Source organism: Janthinobacterium sp. BJB304 (assembly GCF_002735765.1).
In the GTDB taxonomy this organism is placed as follows: domain Bacteria; phylum Pseudomonadota; class Gammaproteobacteria; order Burkholderiales; family Burkholderiaceae_D; genus Janthinobacterium.
This window is the reverse complement of record NZ_PDZN01000029.1, coordinates 35208-52313: the sequence shown is the minus strand read 5'-3', so window position 1 is coordinate 52313 and position 17106 is coordinate 35208. Positions and strand designations below refer to the sequence as shown.

At 59.8% G+C, this 17106-nt stretch carries 16 protein-coding genes and 2 tRNA genes; 14 read left to right on the top strand and 4 right to left on the bottom strand.

Annotation, left to right across the window (positions count from 1 at the left end; translation table 11 throughout):
• The first annotated feature begins 16 nt into the window (after nucleotides 1-16).
• Nucleotides 17-346: an SMR family transporter gene (locus CSQ95_RS26055; RefSeq protein ID WP_070217979.1), complete on the top strand. Its 330-nt coding sequence runs from the start codon at nucleotides 17-19 to the stop codon at nucleotides 344-346.
• On the opposite strand, the gene CSQ95_RS26050 is transcribed toward CSQ95_RS26055, so the two are convergent.
• Nucleotides 347-1309: a succinylglutamate desuccinylase/aspartoacylase family protein gene (locus tag CSQ95_RS26050; protein ID WP_099411582.1), complete on the bottom strand. Its 963-nt coding sequence runs from the start codon at nucleotides 1307-1309 to the stop codon at nucleotides 347-349. It abuts the gene before it with no gap.
• 138 nt (nucleotides 1310-1447) lie between these two features.
• Between CSQ95_RS26050 and CSQ95_RS26045 the strand changes: the two genes are divergently transcribed.
• A complete protein-coding gene (locus CSQ95_RS26045) occupies nucleotides 1448-2560 on the top strand; it encodes an acyltransferase (RefSeq protein WP_099411606.1) in 1113 nt (370 codons plus the stop codon).
• A 3-nt stretch (nucleotides 2561-2563) separates the two neighbouring features.
• Here the strand turns inward: CSQ95_RS26045 and CSQ95_RS26040 are convergent, their stop codons facing one another.
• Nucleotides 2564-3028 (bottom strand): hypothetical protein, encoded by a 465-nt coding sequence (locus CSQ95_RS26040; RefSeq protein ID WP_099411581.1) that lies wholly within the window; start codon nucleotides 3026-3028, stop codon nucleotides 2564-2566.
• A 150-nt stretch (nucleotides 3029-3178) separates the two neighbouring features.
• On the opposite strand from CSQ95_RS26040, the gene CSQ95_RS26035 reads away from it, so the two are divergent.
• The 12 genes from CSQ95_RS26035 (at nucleotide 3179) to CSQ95_RS25980 (ending at nucleotide 13946) form a co-directional block, all read left to right on the top strand.
• A tRNA-Val gene (locus CSQ95_RS26035) sits at nucleotides 3179-3255 on the top strand.
• Between the two features lie 89 nt (nucleotides 3256-3344).
• Nucleotides 3345-3421 (top strand) — tRNA-Val (locus CSQ95_RS26030).
• A 215-nt stretch (nucleotides 3422-3636) separates the two neighbouring features.
• Entirely contained in the window at nucleotides 3637-5544 is a 1908-nt protein-coding gene (thrS, locus tag CSQ95_RS26025; protein WP_099411605.1) for a threonine--tRNA ligase, read from the top strand.
• Between the two features lie 12 nt (nucleotides 5545-5556).
• Nucleotides 5557-6117 (top strand): translation initiation factor IF-3, encoded by a 561-nt coding sequence (infC, locus tag CSQ95_RS26020; RefSeq protein WP_205711303.1) that lies wholly within the window; start codon nucleotides 5557-5559, stop codon nucleotides 6115-6117.
• Nucleotides 6118-6344: 227 nt separating this feature from the next.
• Entirely contained in the window at nucleotides 6345-6542 is a 198-nt protein-coding gene (gene rpmI / locus CSQ95_RS26015) for a 50S ribosomal protein L35 (protein WP_038493025.1), read from the top strand.
• A gap of 26 nt (nucleotides 6543-6568) precedes the next feature.
• Nucleotides 6569-6928, top strand: a complete 360-nt coding sequence (rplT, locus tag CSQ95_RS26010; protein WP_010399214.1) for a 50S ribosomal protein L20 — start codon at nucleotides 6569-6571, stop codon at nucleotides 6926-6928.
• 145 nt (nucleotides 6929-7073) lie between these two features.
• Nucleotides 7074-8090 (top strand): phenylalanine--tRNA ligase subunit alpha, encoded by a 1017-nt coding sequence (gene pheS / locus CSQ95_RS26005; protein ID WP_034751917.1) that lies wholly within the window; start codon nucleotides 7074-7076, stop codon nucleotides 8088-8090.
• Nucleotides 8091-8171: 81 nt separating this feature from the next.
• A complete protein-coding gene (pheT, locus tag CSQ95_RS26000; protein WP_099411580.1) occupies nucleotides 8172-10598 on the top strand; it encodes a phenylalanine--tRNA ligase subunit beta in 2427 nt (808 codons plus the stop codon).
• Between the two features lie 172 nt (nucleotides 10599-10770).
• Entirely contained in the window at nucleotides 10771-11118 is a 348-nt protein-coding gene (locus tag CSQ95_RS25995; RefSeq protein ID WP_010399205.1) for an integration host factor subunit alpha, read from the top strand.
• Nucleotides 11119-11128: 10 nt separating this feature from the next.
• Nucleotides 11129-11536: a MerR family transcriptional regulator gene (locus tag CSQ95_RS25990; protein WP_070217963.1), complete on the top strand. Its 408-nt coding sequence runs from the start codon at nucleotides 11129-11131 to the stop codon at nucleotides 11534-11536.
• Nucleotides 11537-11746: 210 nt separating this feature from the next.
• Entirely contained in the window at nucleotides 11747-12379 is a 633-nt protein-coding gene (locus tag CSQ95_RS25985; RefSeq protein ID WP_034783185.1) for a response regulator transcription factor, read from the top strand.
• 151 nt (nucleotides 12380-12530) lie between these two features.
• Nucleotides 12531-13946 (top strand): CHASE3 domain-containing protein, encoded by a 1416-nt coding sequence (locus CSQ95_RS25980; protein ID WP_099411579.1) that lies wholly within the window; start codon nucleotides 12531-12533, stop codon nucleotides 13944-13946.
• A gap of 65 nt (nucleotides 13947-14011) precedes the next feature.
• On the opposite strand, the gene CSQ95_RS25975 is transcribed toward CSQ95_RS25980, so the two are convergent.
• Entirely contained in the window at nucleotides 14012-14821 is an 810-nt protein-coding gene (locus CSQ95_RS25975) for a Crp/Fnr family transcriptional regulator (RefSeq protein ID WP_099411578.1), read from the bottom strand.
• Between the two features lie 227 nt (nucleotides 14822-15048).
• Nucleotides 15049-17106: a methyl-accepting chemotaxis protein gene (locus tag CSQ95_RS25970; RefSeq protein ID WP_099411577.1), complete on the bottom strand. Its 2058-nt coding sequence runs from the start codon at nucleotides 17104-17106 to the stop codon at nucleotides 15049-15051.

Below are 17106 nucleotides of genomic sequence, written 5' to 3'. Positions count from 1 at the left end.
CAGCATGAGTCTCACCATGACCTATTTCTACCTGGCCATCGCCATCATCGCCGAAGTCATCGCCACCAGCGCCTTGAAGGCGTCCGAGGGATTCAGCCGTTTGTGGCCCAGTGTCATCACCGTGGTCGGCTACAGCATCGCCTTCTGGTGCTTGTCCCTGACCCTGAAGGTCATTCCTACCGGCATCGTGTATGCGATCTGGTCCGGCGTGGGCATCGTGCTCATTTCCGCCGTCGGCTGGTTCTGGTTCAAGCAAAGCCTCGATACGCCGGCCTTGATCGGCCTGGGGCTGATCATTGCCGGCGTGCTGGTGATTAATCTTTTCTCCAAATCAGTGGGGCATTGATCAGAAGCTGCTGGCCACCCGCGCCAGGTAATACCACTCGGCATTGGCTTGCGCGTTGACGTCCGGGAAGAGTATGTAGGCGTCGAATTCAGCCGTCACGGGCGTGCCGTCCGCGCGCACGCCGATCTGCTCGCCCTGTTTAACCTTGTCAAAGCTGGACCAGGTCTTGATGAAGCGGTCGCTTGCATGCAGCTTGTCGTGCACGACGACCATGTTCAGCGCTTCCATGTCGGTGTCGGCGATCGGCTCCGGCTGCGGTGCATCGATAAAGCCGAGGAAGGCCAAGGTGTTCATGATGGCGCGGTAAGCCACGTCCGGCGCGACCGGGTCCGCGTGCTGGCCGCATTCCAGGGTCAGGGCGTAGCCGCCCGTCGAGCGCATGTATTCGGTCGTGCCCACGCCATAGCGCAATACCATGCCTACCTGGTCGCTGCTGCCCAGGCGGCGCTGCACGCCTGCGCCATACGTTTGCAGCCAGCCATCGACGAAGCGGCGCACGCCCAGGCGGCGCGCCAGCGCGCGTTCCTTGTCTTCATGTTGAAACGGTTGCAGCGGGCCATCGTTGTTGCGCGGCCCCACCATGACGAAGGGCTGGCTGTCGGCATTGAACGAGTGCAAGTCGAGCAGCACGTCGTGCTGGCCCAGCAAAGGGCACAGCCAGTTGGCGATGCGGTCTTCAAAATCTTGTGGATTGTCGTTCGGAAACAGATTGCGGTTCAGGTTGCGGTCGCCGCTGCGCACGCCCTTGGCGTAGGCCAGCGGGTTGGTGATGGGCACGAAGGTGACGCTGCCGGCCAGAATCGAGAGGGCGCCGCTGTCGAGTTCAGCCATCACGCGGTGGATGCCCTTGGTGCCGCAGGTTTCATTGCCGTGCACGGCGCCCGTGACGATCAGGCGCGGGCCGCTGCCCTGGCCCGTGTAGTTGATGGATTTGAAGTGGAGTGCGCTGCTCATGCTGGACATATCCTATGCTGTTGCGGGAAGGGAAAGCGGGGTCGGCATATTTTAGCGGGATTCGCCGTGCACGCCTGCAAAAAGTTGGCCATGGCAAGGTGTGGCATGGCATGATCGGCGCCACCGTTGTTTTCCCTTGCCGATTCCATGTCCAGTACGTCCCATCCTTCCCGCCTGTATGGCCTCGATACCTTGCGCGCGCTGGCCATCGTGCTCGTCTTCATGAACCACTATTTGCTGTTCGTCAGCGAGGGCGGGGCGTTTGGTTTCTGGGGAGAAATCGGCTGGACGGGTGTGGACCTGTTCTTTGCCCTCAGCGGCTATCTGATCGGCAACCAGATCTTTGCGGCCCTGCGCAGCGAACACGGCTTTTCCCTGTCCCGCTTTTATGCGCGGAGATTCTTGCGCACCTTGCCCAATTTTTATGTCGTGCTGGCTTTGTATTATGTGTGGCCCGCGTTTCGCGGCGACAGCGCGCTGCTGCCCCTATGGAAATTCCTGACGTTTACGCAAAACATCAATCTGACGCCGGGCACGGCGTTTTCCCATGCGTGGTCGCTGTGCGTGGAAGAGCAGTTCTACGTGCTGCTGCCGGCCGTGGCGTTGTTGATCGCCGCCTGCCGCAAGTCGCTGCTGTGGGCGTGGCTGGCCGTGGCCGCCAGTTTGATCGTCGGCATGCTGGTGCGCGCCTATCTGTGGGATGAATATGTGCAAGTGCCGCGCGGCGGGCTTGGCTACTACAAGTATATTTATTACGCGTCGTGGTGCCGCTTCGACGAACTGGTGGCGGGCGTGGCGCTGGCGCTGCTGAAGAATTACCACCCGACCGCCTGGGCGCGCCTGACCTCGCACGGCAACCGTACCTTGCTGGCGGGAATCGCGGGCACGGCGCTGATGTTTTACGTGTTTCTCACCGATCACTATGGCTATGCGGTGACCGTGTTCGGCTATCCGGCCCTGGCCGCCAGTTTTACTTTATTGCTGGTCGCCGCGCTCAGTCCCGCCAGTGCGCTCTATCGACTGCGCGTGCCGGGCGCGGCCAGCCTGGCCCTGTGGTCGTATGCGATTTATTTGCTGCACAAGCAGCTGTGCATCCTGCTGCGGCCGGTGTTGCAGGATCTCGGTTATGGGCCGGACGGCGCGCCGGCGATACTGGTCAGTGTCGCCGTCAGCATCTTGACGGGCTGGCTCTTGTATAGAGTGGTGGAAACGCCGTTCATGCGCTTGCGGGCGCGCTACGTTCCCGCCAATCATGCATGACGACTACATGTCGATAACGTCGAGTCCCCGTGGCGTGCCGACCAGCAATTCCAGGATCGCATGCACGCGCAGATTCGTGTCTTCGTGTTCCGTGTTGTAGATCAAGGTGCGCAGGCCGGGCACGGCTTCCGTGATGTGGGGGCTGGCGTAGGCATTGATCAATAACAAGACCAGGTCCGTGGCGCCCGCGCCGGGCTGGCGCCGCAGCCGGTCGTGGATCACGTTCAGCAGCGCGCGCTGCATGCGCGGCGTGGGATTGCTGACGTAGGCGAAGACGCTCGGCGTGTTGGTGATGGCCGCGCAGATGCGCCGTTCGATCTCGTCGGGCTTCACGTCGGAGGCAATATCGAAATAAGCGGCTTCCCAGCGCGTGCGCGCATAGGGATGATTGGGCGGGAAGGAGTCGGCCGTTTCAAAACCGCAGATGCGGCTCAGGGTTTTCAGCCAGGCGAATAGGGTGGAGTTCATGCCGCGATTCTAGCGGCATTCCGCGTGTGCCGGGCCGACTCTATATAAAGAGGAGGCTGACGCCCGGGAAGCGGATGAAAAACAGATTAAAGTTTCCTGTAAAACAGCCCTTGTCATTCTGGGAAAGCCTCTCTATAATGCTGGTCTTCGGGGCGGTTAGTTCAGCTGGTTAGAATACTTGGTCGACATCCAAGGGGTCGGGGATTCGAATTCCTCACCGCCCACCAGAATTTAGCAGTAAGTGGTTTTAAAGAGTTTTAAGCTGGCGCAAGCCGCAAGCAGTCATTTGAAATACAATGATCAACAAAAGTTTTACGGGCGGTTAGTTCAGCTGGTTAGAATACTTGGTCGACATCCAAGGGGTCGGGGATTCGAATTCCTCACCGCCCACCAGAATGCAGTTAGAGAGAAAGGTAAAACCGGTTATGACACCGCGAACTACTACCAAGCTTTGGGAGTGACGCTAGTCGAACGGGTTTCCTTTGTCTCAAAAAAGTGAAAAACGCGGCTAGTCCGCGTTTTTTTGCGTCTGCGTTTTCCTTTCAGTTTTTCAGTCCACACCATTCATTGCAGTTTTACCTGGCGCCAGCGCCGATATGGAGATCAATATGCTTACAATCCGACTTCCCGATGGTTCCGCCCGTCAATTTGACGGTCCGGTCACCGTGGCCCAGGTTGCGGCCAATATTGGTACCGGCCTGGCCAAGGCTGCCCTGGCGGGCAAGGTCGACGGCAAGCTGGTCGATACCTCCTATCTGATCGAGCAAGACGCGGAATTGGCGATTGTGACGGACAAGGATGCCGATGGCCTGGAAGTGATCCGCCACTCGACGGCCCACTTGCTGGCGTATGCCGTCAAGGAATTGTTCCCGGACGCGCAAGTGACCATCGGTCCCGTGATCGACAACGGCTTTTACTATGACTTCGCCTACAAGCGTCCGTTCACGCCGGAAGATCTGGTCGCGATCGAAAAGAAAATGGCGGAACTGGCCAAGAAGGATGAGCAAGTCACGCGCAAAGTTGTCGCGCGCGACGAAGCCATCGACTACTTCAACAGTATCGGCGAAGCGTACAAGGCTGAACTGATCGGCTCGATCCCGGCCGACCAGGAAGTGTCGCTGTATTCCGAAGGCAAGTTCACGGACTTGTGCCGCGGCCCCCACGTGCCGTCGACGGGCAAGCTGAAAGTGTTCAAGCTGATGAAGCTGGCCGGTGCCTACTGGCGCGGCGACTCGAAAAACGAGATGCTGCAGCGTATCTATGGCACGGCCTGGGCCAAGAAGGAAGACCAGGAGCTGTATTTGCACAACCTGGAAGAGGCGGAAAAACGCGATCACCGCAAGCTGGGCAAGCAGCTCGATTTCTTCCATTTCCAGGAAGAAGCGCCGGGCCTGATCTTCTGGCACCCGAAAGGCTGGTCGATCTGGCAGCAAGTCGAGCAATACATGCGCAATGTGTACCAAGTCAACGGCTATCAGGAAGTCAAGGCGCCGCAGATTCTCGACCGTGGCCTGTGGGAAAAAACCGGTCACTGGGATAATTACCGTGAAAACATGTTTATCACGGAATCGGAAAACCGCGCCTATGCGCTGAAGCCGATGAATTGCCCTGGCCATATCCAGATTTTCAACAATGGCATGCGCAGCTACCGCGACTTGCCATTGCGCTACGGCGAATTCGGCCAATGCCACCGCAACGAACCGTCGGGCGCCTTGCACGGCATGATGCGCGTGCGCGGTTTTACGCAGGATGACGGCCACATCTTCTGTCTGGAAGAGCAGATCGCCGGCGAAGTGACGGCTTTCCACCAGCAGGCCATGGATGTGTACACGGCATTCGGCTTCACGAATATCGACGTGAAACTGGCCTTGCGCCCCGATAATCGCATCGGCACGGAAGAGTCGTGGGATTTCGCCGAGGAATCCCTGCGTTCGGCCTTGCGCGCCTGTGGCGTGGAATGGACGGAATTGCCGGGCGAGGGCGCGTTCTACGGTCCGAAGATCGAGTACCACCTGAAGGATAGTCTGGGCCGCGCATGGCAAGTGGGCACCGTGCAGATCGATCCGTCGATGCCGGGCCGCCTGGGTGCCGAATACGTGGCTGTGGACAACACGCGCAAGGTGCCGATCATGCTGCACCGCGCGATCGTGGGTTCGCTGGAACGTTTCATCGGCATCCTGATCGAACACTATGCGGGCGCCATGCCGCTGTGGTTGTCGCCGGTGCAGGTGTCAGTGTTGAATATTTCCGACGCCCAAGCTGATTATGTACAAGAAGTAACAACAAAACTGCGCAAAGCGGGGCTGCGCGTACAGGCTGATTTGCGTAACGAGAAGATTACCTATAAAATACGTGAACATTCCGTACAAAAATTGCCTTACATCTTAGTAATTGGCGACAAAGAGCGGGATGCGAATACAGTGGCCGTGCGGGCGCGGGGCAATGTCGATCTGGGCGTCATGTCCGTCGATGCCCTGATTGAGCGACTCAAACATGAAGTCGACACCAAGGCCTGACGAGGAAACTCGCTGCACGACCGTCTTACAAGATTTTTAAAGGAAATTACAATAGCTACTGACAAGTCACATCGCATCAATGGCGAAATCACTGCCCCTGAAATGCGTTTAAGCGGGGTCGATAACGAGCCACTCGGTATCGTAAGTTTGGCTGAAGCCTTCCGCCTGGCGGAAGAGGCAAACGTCGACCTGGTGGAAATTGCGCCTACCGCGCAGCCACCGGTGTGCCGTTTGATGGACTACGGCAAATTTAAGTATTCGGAGCAAAAGAAAGCTCACGAAGCCAAATTGAAGCAAAAGATCATCCTCGTGAAGGAAGTCAAATTCCGTCCGGGGACTGATGATGGTGACTACAATATCAAGTTGCGTAATCTCATCAAGTTCCTCGAAGATGGCGATAAAACCAAGATCACCTTGCGGTTCCGCGGTCGTGAGATGGCGCACCAGGATATTGGCTTCCGCATGCTGGAACGTCTGAAAGCCGATCTGGAGCCGTACGGCCAGGTCGAGCAGTTCCCGAAGATGGAAGGCCGCCAAATGATCATGGTTCTTTCGCCTAAGAAGAAGAAGTAAGCTACAATAGCGTTTTACTGTGGATCGACGTGGTTTGTGCCAGCATTGGCGCGACACCAGATTCCAGGCAGAATTTGCGCGGCCCGCTCAGTAATGTGCGGGCCGCGTGAACTGTAGCGGACTCGCATCCGCTGCACAACATGTGAAAGCAGGCATCTAAGCGCAGCGTCGTGTTGCCACCTGCAATCCTGTTATAAATGGAGCTGTCCGTAAGAGGACAGATTGCTATGCCTAAAATGAAGACCAAAAGCTCCGCGAAAAAACGTTTTCGCGTGCGTCCAGGTGGAACTGTCAAGTCGGGTCACGCGTTCAAGCGCCACATCCTGACCAAGAAGACCACCAAGAACAAACGTCAGTTGCGCGGTACCCGTAACATCAACGCATCGGATGTCACATCCGTCATGCGCATGATGCCGACTGCTTAATCTCACACTCAATTTAAGGAGTTACTATGCCTAGAGTAAAACGTGGGGTTACAGCTCGTGCCCGTCATAAAAAGATTCTTGTTCAAGCTAAAGGCTACCGTGGTCGCCGCAGCCGTGTATACCGTGTTGCCAAGCAAGCAGTTATGCGCGCTGGCCAATACGCTTACCGTGATCGCCGCAACAAGAAGCGCGTTTTCCGCCGCCTGTGGATCGCCCGTATCAACGCCGCTTCCCGTGAGCATGGCGTAACGTACAGCGTATTCATGAACGGCTTGAAAAAAGCAAATATCGAACTGGACCGTAAAGTCCTGGCCGATATGGCTGTGATGGACAAGCCAGCATTCGCTGCGATTGTCAACGCAGTGAAAGCAAAAATCGCTGCGTAAGCATCGGTCATTGCACAACGTCATCCGTAGGGTGACGTTATAAAGAGCGGGGCAGGGGTGTGAACCTTATGCCCCGTTTCCGTTTTTGATTGTTGGGTTCTAGATTACTAAATCCAGGATTGATTTCCAAAACAGGAAAAGCCGCATGAACTCCCTAGAAGAACTCGTCGTCTCGGCCCAGGCTGACTTTATCGCCGCCGCAGACGCTGCCGCACTTGAAAACGCCAAAGCCCGCTACTTGGGCAAGACTGGCCAGATTACCGAAATGATGAAGGGCCTGGGCAAACTGGACCCGGACGCGCGCAAGGCGCAGGGCGCCCTGATCAACGCCGTCAAAGTGCAGATCGAAGACGCGCTGACGGCGCGCCGTGATGCGCTGGCCGATGCCCAGATGCAAGGTCGTCTGAACGCCGAAGCGATCGACGTGACCCTGCCAGGCCGTGGCCGCATGCCAGGCGGCATCCATCCCGTGATGCGCACGTGGGAGCGTGTCGAGGAAATCTTCCGCTCGATCGGCTTCGACGTGGCCGACGGCCCCGAAATCGAGAACGACTGGACTAACTTCACGGCGCTCAACAGCCCGGAAAACCACCCAGCCCGTTCCATGCAAGACACGTTCTACATCGATGGCAACGACACCGACGGCAAGCCCTTGCTGCTGCGCACGCACACGAGCCCGATGCAGGTGCGCTATGCGCGCACGCATACGCCGCCGATCAAGGTCATCGCGCCGGGCCGCACCTACCGCGTCGACAGCGACGCCACTCATTCGCCGATGTTCCACCAGGTCGAAGGCCTGTGGATCGCCGAAGACATCAGCTTTGCGGACCTGAAGGGCGTGTACCTGAACTTCGTCAAGGCTTTCTTCGAGACGGACGACCTGCAAGTGCGCTTCCGCCCGTCGTACTTCCCGTTCACGGAACCGTCGGCCGAGATCGACATCGCCTTCGGCTCCGGCCCCCTGAAGGGCCGCTGGCTGGAAGTGTCGGGCGCCGGTCAGGTGCATCCGACCGTGGTGAAGAACTTCGGCCTCGATCCCGAGAAATTCATCGGTTTTGCTTTCGGCTCCGGCCTGGAACGCTTGACGATGCTGCGTTATGGCATCAACGACCTGCGTCTGTTTTACGAGGGTGATTTGCGCTTCCTCAAGCAGTTTAACTAAGGCGTTTCATTATTCCATGTCACTCGATGCGCTGGAGCGTGCCCTTGCATGCTCGCGCATTGAACATTTGAAAGCTTGATTATGCAATTTTCCGAAAACTGGCTCCGTACCATGGTCGATCCGAAGATGACTTCGGACGAACTGGCCCATCTGCTGACCATGTCCGGTCTCGAAGTCGAGGACGTCGATCCTGTCGCGCCCCCGTTCTCGAACGTGGTGGTGGGCCTGGTCCTGGAGATGGAAAAACATCCGAACGCGGACCGCCTGAATGTGTGCCAGGTCGATGTCGGCACGGGCACCATGCTCAACATCGTCTGCGGCGCGCCGAACGTGCGTCCGGGCTTGAAAGTCGTGTGCGCGATGGCGGGCGCCGTGCTGCCCCCTGGCGCCGATGGCAAGCCGTTTGAAATCAAGGTGGGCCAGCTGCGCGGCGTCGAGTCGCAAGGCATGCTGTGCTCCGCGCGCGAATTGAAATTGTCGGAAGAAAACGCCGGCTTGATGGAATTGCCGGACGACGCGCCGATCGGCCAGAATTTCCGCGATTACTTTGCTTTGAACGACTTGAAATTCACCATCAAGTTGACGCCGAACAAGGCGGACTGCCTGTCCGTGCTGGGCGTGGCGCGCGAAGTGTCGGCATTGACGGGCGTGCCCCTGAATGCGCCGCAGTTCCGCACCGTGCCGGTTTCCAGCGATGAAATCCTGCCCGTGAAAGTCAGCGCGCCGGACCTGTGCGGCCGTTTCACGGGCCGCGTCATCCGCGGCTTGAACGCCAAGGCAGCCACGCCGGACTGGATGAAGCAGCGCCTCGAGCGCAGCGGCCAGCGTCCGCTGTCGGCGCTGGTCGACATTTCCAACTATGTCATGCTGGAACTGGGCCGTCCCAGCCACGTGTTTGACCTGGCAAAGATCCACGGCAGCCTCGACGTGCGTTGGGGCAAGGCGGGCGAATCCGTCAAGCTGCTCAATGGCAACACCATCGCCGTCGACGAGTGGATCGGCGTCATTGCCGATGAGCAGGAAATCGAATCGCTGGCCGGCATCATGGGCGGCGACGCCAGTTCGGTGTCGGACGATACGGACAGCATCTACCTGGAAGCGGCATTCTGGTGGCCGAACGCCATCCAGGGCCGCGCCCGCCGTTTGAATTTCTCGACCGATGCGGCGCACCGTTTCGAACGCGGCGTCGATTTCGCCACCACCGTCGAACATATCGAGCGCATCACGGCCCTGATCGTGGAAATCTGCGGCACGCCGGCCACCACCGTCGGTCCCGTCGACGACCATGTAGTGAACTTGCCGCAACGCCAGCCCGTGACCATGCGCACGGCGCGCGCGCAAAAAGTGATCGGCGTGCCGCTCAACGATGCGCTGATCGCCGATATCTTCACGCGCCTGGCCCTGCCGTTCACCCTGGCCGACGGCGTGTTTTCCGTGACCTCGCCCAGCTACCGTTTCGACATCGAGATCGAGGAAGACTTGATCGAGGAAGTGGCGCGCGTATACGGCTTTGAAAACATCCCGACCTTGCCGCCCGTGGCAGCGAACGTGATGCAGATTGCACCGGAAAATACCCGCTCCTTGTTTGCGGTACGTCATGAGCTGGCCGACCTGGGCTTCCAGGAAGTGGTTAACATGAGCTTTGTCGATACGGCATGGGAGCGCGACTTCTCGGGCAACACCAATCCGATCAAATTGCAGAACCCGATCGCCAGCCAGATGAGCGTGATGCGTTCCTCGCTGATCGGCAGCCTGATCGCCAACGTGCGCTACAACCTGAACCGCAAGACGAACCGCGTGCGCATCTTCGAAGTGGGCGCCATTTACCAGCGCGACGACAGCGTGCAAAACGGCCCGCTGTCGGTGGCCGGCTATGCCCAGCCCAAGCGCGTTGCCGCCATGGCCTACGGCGCGGTGGCCGACGAGCAGTGGGGCCAGCCGTCCCGCACGGTCGACTTCTTCGACGTGAAGGCGGACCTGGAAGCGCTGTTCGCGCCGCTGGTCTTGCGTTTCAGCAAGGCGGAACACCCGGCCCTGCATCCGGGCCGTTCGGCCAACGTGGAGCTTGACGGCAAGGTCATCGGTTTCATCGGCGAATTGCACCCGCGCTGGATGCAAAAGTACGACTTGCCGCTGGCGCCCGTGCTGTTCGAAGTTGACGCGGCAGCCCTGACGCAGCGGGTCGTGCCCGTGTACCAGGAAATCTCGAAATTCCCTGGCGCCAGCCGCGACCTGGCCGTGGTCGTCAAGCAATCGGTGGCCGTGCAGGATCTGCTCGACAGCTTCCATGCCGCCGCCAAGGCAAGCCCTGCGGCGCGTATCGTGCAAGCCATTGTTTTATTTGATGAATATCGTGGAAAAGGTCTGGAAGCGGATGAAAAAAGCCTTGCTTTCCGGATTAGCTTGCAAGATACTCAAAACACCCTGCAAGACGATGTCGTCGATGGCCTGATGGCTGTCCTGATCGATGCCGCCAAGCAGGGCCACGACGCGAAACTGCGTTCGTAATTATCGGACTGGCCGTCGCTTTTTGCGTGACGGCCTTTCCGTCGTCAATCGTAGACGAGCTTGCCATGTGGCGGGCTCGGGCGCACAGAAAAGGCAGGGCAGGAAAATTAATAACAGCGACGTTGATTCCGCCGTACTGCAATCCGCACTGGCCGCCGATTTGCATCGGGCCATGCTGGTTGCCAAAGTGCGCCAGGAAGCGGAAAAAGATTTACCCACCTTGACCAAGGCGGAACTGGCCGAATTGTTGTTCGAGCAAGTGGGCCTGAACAAGCGCGAAGCGAAAGATATGGTCGAGACCTTTTTCGACGAAATCCGCAATGCGCTCGAGCGTGGCGAGGCCGTCAAATTGTCCGGTTTCGGCAATTTCCAGTTGCGCGACAAACCGCAGCGGCCGGGCCGCAATCCGAAGACGGGTGAAGAGATTCCTATCACGGCGCGCCGTGTCGTGACCTTTCATGCGAGCCAGAAGCTGAAAAGCATGGTCGAAGAGACCAGTCCGCTGGCACGTGCTGCCTGAGTGAGTGGCGATGAACGAGCGCATCAGTAAAACCGAGTTGATCGCCCCCTTGCCGCCCATTCCGGCGAAACGCTATTTCACGATCGGCGAGGTGAGCGAGTTGTGCGGCGTCAAACCGCATGTACTGCGCTACTGGGAGCAGGAGTTTTCCCAGCTCAAGCCGGTCAAACGACGCGGCAACCGCCGTTATTATCAGCACCATGAGGTGCTGCTGATACGCCGCATCCGCGAATTGCTGTACGAGCAGGGCTTTACCATCAGCGGCGCGCGCAACAAGCTCGACAGCCGTGGCGCATCGCATGCCATCGCCGACGAGTTGCCAGTGCTGCCGGCCATGCCTGCCGTGCCGCAGGAAGCGCCGCTGGACCGCGTGTGGATACGCAATGAATTAATTGCGATTTTAAACTTGCTAAAATAAGATTTGTACCAATATAGGTGGGGTTGTCCGGTAGCTGTTGACTAAGTTGACTATACTGCATGGGCGCTCCGCCTTGGTGCTGACGCTACCGTACGGCGCGCCATATTTTGAATATAATGTTAATGTTGCGTTTTTGTTAGTGACGCTAAGCCGGAGCAGCGTTCAGGTTCCGGTAGTCTTTCCCAGGCCAGGAAAATTTAAGGGGAAACAATGATACGCGTTGCCATTTGTGATGATCACCAAATAGTACGAGCTGGGTTCAAACAGATTTTTTCGTCGTCAAGCGACTTCAGTGTGGTGGCGGAAGCCGGTACCGGGCGCGAAGCGCTCGATATCGCCCGCCGCGAAATTTGCGATGTATTGCTGCTCGATATCGCCATGCCCGATCAGAGCGGCATCGATACCTTGCGCACGATCCGCCAGGGCCAGCCGGAATTGCCCGTGCTGATCCTCAGCGGCTATCCCGCGCAGCAATATGCGCTGAATCTGTTCAAGATGGGCGCGAATGGCTATCTGAACAAGGAATGCGAAGCCGACGAGCTGATGACGGCCGTGCGCACCGTATTCCAGGGGCGCCGCTATGTCAGCTCCACCGTGGGCGAGTTGCTGGCGCAGTCGTTCGACCGCGACACGAATGCCGCCCTGCATACGGAATTGTCGGACCGCGAGTTCCAGGTCTTCCTGCGCCTGGCACGCGGCGCCACCGTGTCCGATATCGGCGTGGCCTTGTCGCTGAGCATCAAGACGGTCAGTACCTACCGTACGCGCATTATGGAAAAAATGGGCTTGCAATCGAACAGCGACTTGACCTATTACGCAATGAAAAACAATTTGCTTGACTAGCGCTGCGGTGCGATCATGGAAACATGATCGCTCAGCCAGCTAGCCGGGCACGACTTGATGTTGTGCAGTGCAGCAGTTTGTGGCGAGGACTATAATTGGCCGGCGCCGGCGCTCTCTCCCGCGCCGAACCTTGCTAAGGATGCACACCAGGATGTATTTCACCGCTCAACCGGCCCCGAATCACCGCCTGCCCCTGTACAAGACGATCCTGTGCGTGACGTGCGCCTTGTTGCTTGTATTGAATGGTTTCAGTCTTTACCATAACCTGGAGTCGCTGAAGGGCACGAATGCCTTGCTCAGCCAGAGCGCCCGCGTGGCCGACCGCCTGCAGTATTTGAACGTGCTCGTGCTCGATGCGGAAAGCAGCTTGCGCGGCTATTTCATTTCCGGCTCCGAAACCTATCTGGGGCCGTCAAAGACCGCTGCCACCGAAATCGACAACGAATTCAACGAGCTGCAAACCTTGCTCGCGGGCAGTCCCACCCAGCTGAAAAACCTGGGCCAGCTGAAAAGCTTGATCCGTCGCAAGATGTCGATGCTGCAACAGTCGATCGACGTCTACAAGCAGGGCGGATTGGCCGAGATCGTCAACATTTCCCGCGTGACCGATGACCGCGCCACCATGGACGAGATCCGTCTGCAGGTGGTGATCATGACACGCGAACAGAATGAAGCGCTGTCGACCGGCAGCGCCGCCTTTTATCATGAGTACCAGAAAGCCGTGCTGCTCGGCATCGGCATCAATGCCCTGGCCATCCTCGTGCTGATCATGTTTTACCAGCTGGTGCGGCGCAGCTTCCAGAACAGGGCAGCCGTCGAGTATGCATTGCAAAATGCCAACGACACCCTGGAATCGACGGTCAGTAAGCGTACCGAGCAGTTATCCGTGCTGTCGCGTCATTTGATCAGTGTCAACGAAGTGGAAAAAGCGCGCCTGGCGCGCGAGCTGCACGATGAACTGGGTGCCAACTTGACCTCGATCAGCATGGACCTGGGCGCCGTCACGCAGCAGTTGGCGCATACGCAGCCGGAACTGGCCGCGCAGTTGCGCCATGCCAAGGCTACCTTGCTGGAAACGGTGGAACTGAAGCGCCGCATCGTGGAAGACCTGCGCCCCAGCCTGCTGGACAACCTGGGCCTGTGCGCCGCCATCGAAAGCTATTGCGAGGATTTTGCGCGCATGAGCTCGGTGCGCTGCGATACGGACGTGGCCATCAATATCGATAACCGCGAAGCGACCTTGACGATCGCCCTGTTCCGCATCGTGCAGGAATCGCTGACGAATATCCTCAAATATGCTCGGGCCGGCATGGTCAGCGTGACCTTGAAACGCAACGAGCACGGCCTGGTGCTGCGCGTGATCGACGACGGCATCGGCATCACGGAAGACGCGCTGCAAAAACCGATGTCGCACGGCTTGCTGGGCATGCGCGAGCGGGCCCTGCTGCTGGGTGGCACGCTTACCGTGCGCCAGGGGCCGGAAGGCAAGGGGACGTGTGTGGAGGCCGTGATTCCCATGCCGCTGACGCCGGAGCTGGAAGATATCGATGCGGATGCCGAAGCGTAATTTTCCTTGAGATAAAAAAATGGCCGGGCATGCAGCCCGGCCATTTTGCTAACTATCTTGCCCGATCAGCAGCGTGAAACGTCGCGCAGCAAGCGGTCGTATTCCGTCTTGGCGACCTTGTAGCACTCGCCCGCATAGCATTCCAGGCCGGCGCGGTCCAGCACCGTGATATTGCCGCGGCGATAGTGGATCAAGCCTTCTTCCTGCAGCTTGCCGGCGGCGGCCGTGATGCTTTCGCGGCGCACGCCCAGCATGATCGAGATCAGCTCTTGCGTGACTTTCAATTCATTCGATGGCGAACGGTCCAGGCGGTCCAACAGCCAGCGGCACAGCTTTTGCTCGATCGAGCTGTGGCGGCCACCGACGGCGTTCTGCGCCATCTGCGCAAACAGGGCGTTGGTGTAGCGCATCAGCAGCTGGGGCAGGGCGCCGCCTTGATTGAAGGCGTCGCGCAGGCTTTGCGTTTTCAGGCGGTAGCCGTAGCCGGCGCTTTGCACGACGGCCGTGCACATGGCGCGCTCGCCTGCCAGCAGCGAGGCACCGGCTACACCTTCATGGCCGACCACGGCGATTTCCGTCGTGGCGCCGTCTTCCATGACATACAGCAGCGAAATGATGGCGGTGGTGGGGAAGTAGCTGTATTCCAGGTTGTTACCGTAGGCATACAACTCCTTGCCGAAAGGCAGTTCCACCAGTTCCAGGTCTTCGAACAGCGATTCGAGCGCGGCGCGCGGCAGGGCGGCCAGCAATTCATTCTGTTGGGCACTGCTGAGGCTAACCCGCGACGCAAGCTTGATTTCCCGTCCGGCCGCCGGCATGGCGCGCGGCAGCAGCTGGTTCTTCTGGACCGGGGTGCTAAGTTGAGTATGGCTCATAGTATTCCTCACAGGCTTTTTACATCGGAGTGCGACTGCCGCGTTGCTGGTCAAAAAAAAGCTGCCGTACTCATGTGATAACGGCGTTTTGTTCGACCGCGCGGTGCAGATCGCGATGTAGCTACTTTAAGAGCTTATGTAAGTGGCGAACATAAGATTAGCAGTCGCCACTTTGTAGTCTCTTTTGAGGCGAAATTGTAGTCCTTGTCCTACGTGCGCACTTTTGACTAGCTAGCCTTGCGCCGTTCTGCGCGATTTTGTGATATGACGCGCGGTTTATTGGCGCTCCACAGCCCGGCCGGACGCACGCTGGGCAAGCCGTCGCGCACGATCGCGGCGGGCGCCTGGCGTGCGTTTGGCGCCTCGTGTTCTCCCAGGCGGAAGCGGCTCACGGCCTGCGTCAGTGCTTCGCCTTCCTGGTGCAGGCGCTGCGAACCGGCGCGCGCCTCGTCGACCAGACCCGCGTTCTGGCGCGTCATGTCGTCGATTTGCGCCAGCGCCTGGTTGATGCGGGCGATCTCGCCATTCTGTTCGGCGCCCGCGCTGCTGATGCGTCCGATCACCACGGCCACCTGCTGCACCGCATCGACGACCTGGCGCATGGTGCTGCCGGCTGCATTGACCAGGTCGCCGCCCGCATCCACGGTGGCGACGGAATCGCCGATCAGGCGCTTGATTTCCAGCGCCGCCTCGTTCGAGCGCTGCGCCAGGCTGCGCACCTCGGATGCCACGACGGCAAAGCCGCGCCCTTGTTCGCCCGCGCGTGCCGCTTCCACGGCCGCGTTCAGGGCCAGGATATTCGTCTGGAACGCGATGCCGTTGATGACGCTGATGATGTCGACGATCTTGTGCGAACTGGCCTTGATCGAGGCCATGGTCTCGACCACGGCGCCGACGGTCTGTCCGCCGCGCAGGGCCACGTCGGCCGCCGTCGCCACCAGCGTGCGTCCCTGTCCTACGTGGGCTTCGTTGCGGCCCACGGTGGCCGTCAGTTCGCGCATCGAGTCCACGGTGGCGCCCAGCGCGTCCGCTTGCGTGGCCGTATGGCCAGACAGGGCGGCGTTGCCCTGGGCGATATCGGCGCCGGCCGCCGCGATGACGGCCGCGCCGCCGCGGATTTCCTGCACCAGGGTGGCCAGGCCGTGCGTCATGGCGCCGAAGTCGCGCACCAGGTCGCCGATCTCGTCGTGCGCCTGCGAAGTGATGCGCTGCGACAGGTCGCCCGCCGCCGCCGCGCCGACGGCCACGCGCAATTGCGTCACGTCGCGCGCGAACGCGGTATAAAAGCCTGCGCACAGGTAGGCGGCGGCCAGCAGCACCAGCAGCATGGCCGCCAGGATCAGGGCGCGGCGCGCCTCGTCGCGGGCGATGCGCTGCGCCAGCAAGTCGTCCAGCGCGGTGGCGGAGGCGCCGGAGAGCGCGTGCAGGGCGTCGATCGCCTGCATGCCGGCCGCGTGGAATTGCGCGCCCGACGTCTGGTCGTAGGAATTCGTCACTTCATTTTTCGTGCGTTCGAGGAAGGCCAGCGCGGCCGGCACGGCTTTCAGGGCCGGCTGCAGGCTGGCGCGCAGTTCCGGCCTGGCGGCAAGGATCTCGTCGAAACGGGAGGGCAGGCGTTCCAGTTCGTGGCGCGCGATCAGGGCGTTGGCGTTGACGAGCTGATCTTCGTTCGCCTCGAACAGGCCCGTGTCGATGTAGGCGGCGCCGCGCCCGCCGATGTCCGACAGGCTTTCGGCCAAGTCGGGCAGGGTGGCGGTGAAGACGGCGCTCAGGTGGTTGGCGCCCGCGTCCGGGTCCAGGCTCAGGTGCGAACGGTCGGCCACCAGCTGGCCCAGTTTGGCCGCCTGGCGCAGCAGCGCCGTGTGCGCCGCGTAGCTGTCGCGCGCCGCCAGGCCGGCCTGGCGGCCCAGCAGGGCTTGCCACTGTTTCGTCAGTTCGGCCGCCTGGGGCAGGCCCGCGCCGGCCGGCAAACGCGCCAGGGCCGACAGAGACGCCGTGATGCGCGCGTTAAGGGCCGTGTTATCCATGCCCGCCTTGCCGCTCAGGCGCAAGTGCTCGAGGCCGCGCCGCTGCTGCAGCAGGCGCGTGCCTTCCTGCAACTGGCGCACATAGGTCACGCCCCGCTGCGCATCCTGCGCCTGGGCCAGCGACTTGCCCAGCTCCGAGATCAGCAGGGTGGTTGCCAGCGCCAGCGGCAGCAGGAAGACCAGGCAGACAAGCATGAATTTGGGCAGCAGGCGCAGGCGCTGCATGAGTCGGATGGCGGGGGTGAGAAGGATTTTCAT

Coding starts and splice junctions, on each gene's coding strand:
- CSQ95_RS26040 (WP_099411581.1), bottom strand. CDS start 3,028: ATGAACTCCACCCTATTCGCCTGGCTGAAAACCCTGAGCCGCATCTGC.
- CSQ95_RS25995 (WP_010399205.1), top strand. CDS start 10,771: ATGCTGGTTGCCAAAGTGCGCCAGGAAGCGGAAAAAGATTTACCCACC.
- CSQ95_RS25975 (WP_099411578.1), bottom strand. CDS start 14,821: ATGAGCCATACTCAACTTAGCACCCCGGTCCAGAAGAACCAGCTGCTG.
- CSQ95_RS25985 (WP_034783185.1), top strand. CDS start 11,747: ATGATACGCGTTGCCATTTGTGATGATCACCAAATAGTACGAGCTGGG.
- CSQ95_RS26055 (WP_070217979.1), top strand. CDS start 17: ATGACCTATTTCTACCTGGCCATCGCCATCATCGCCGAAGTCATCGCC.
- CSQ95_RS25970 (WP_099411577.1), bottom strand. CDS start 17,106: ATGAAAATCCTTCTCACCCCCGCCATCCGACTCATGCAGCGCCTGCGC.
- CSQ95_RS25990 (WP_070217963.1), top strand. CDS start 11,129: ATGAACGAGCGCATCAGTAAAACCGAGTTGATCGCCCCCTTGCCGCCC.
- CSQ95_RS26045 (WP_099411606.1), top strand. CDS start 1,448: ATGTCCAGTACGTCCCATCCTTCCCGCCTGTATGGCCTCGATACCTTG.
- rpmI (WP_038493025.1), top strand. CDS start 6,345: ATGCCTAAAATGAAGACCAAAAGCTCCGCGAAAAAACGTTTTCGCGTG.
- CSQ95_RS25980 (WP_099411579.1), top strand. CDS start 12,531: ATGTATTTCACCGCTCAACCGGCCCCGAATCACCGCCTGCCCCTGTAC.
- thrS (WP_099411605.1), top strand. CDS start 3,637: ATGCTTACAATCCGACTTCCCGATGGTTCCGCCCGTCAATTTGACGGT.
- CSQ95_RS26050 (WP_099411582.1), bottom strand. CDS start 1,309: ATGTCCAGCATGAGCAGCGCACTCCACTTCAAATCCATCAACTACACG.
- pheS (WP_034751917.1), top strand. CDS start 7,074: ATGAACTCCCTAGAAGAACTCGTCGTCTCGGCCCAGGCTGACTTTATC.
- rplT (WP_010399214.1), top strand. CDS start 6,569: ATGCCTAGAGTAAAACGTGGGGTTACAGCTCGTGCCCGTCATAAAAAG.
- pheT (WP_099411580.1), top strand. CDS start 8,172: ATGCAATTTTCCGAAAACTGGCTCCGTACCATGGTCGATCCGAAGATG.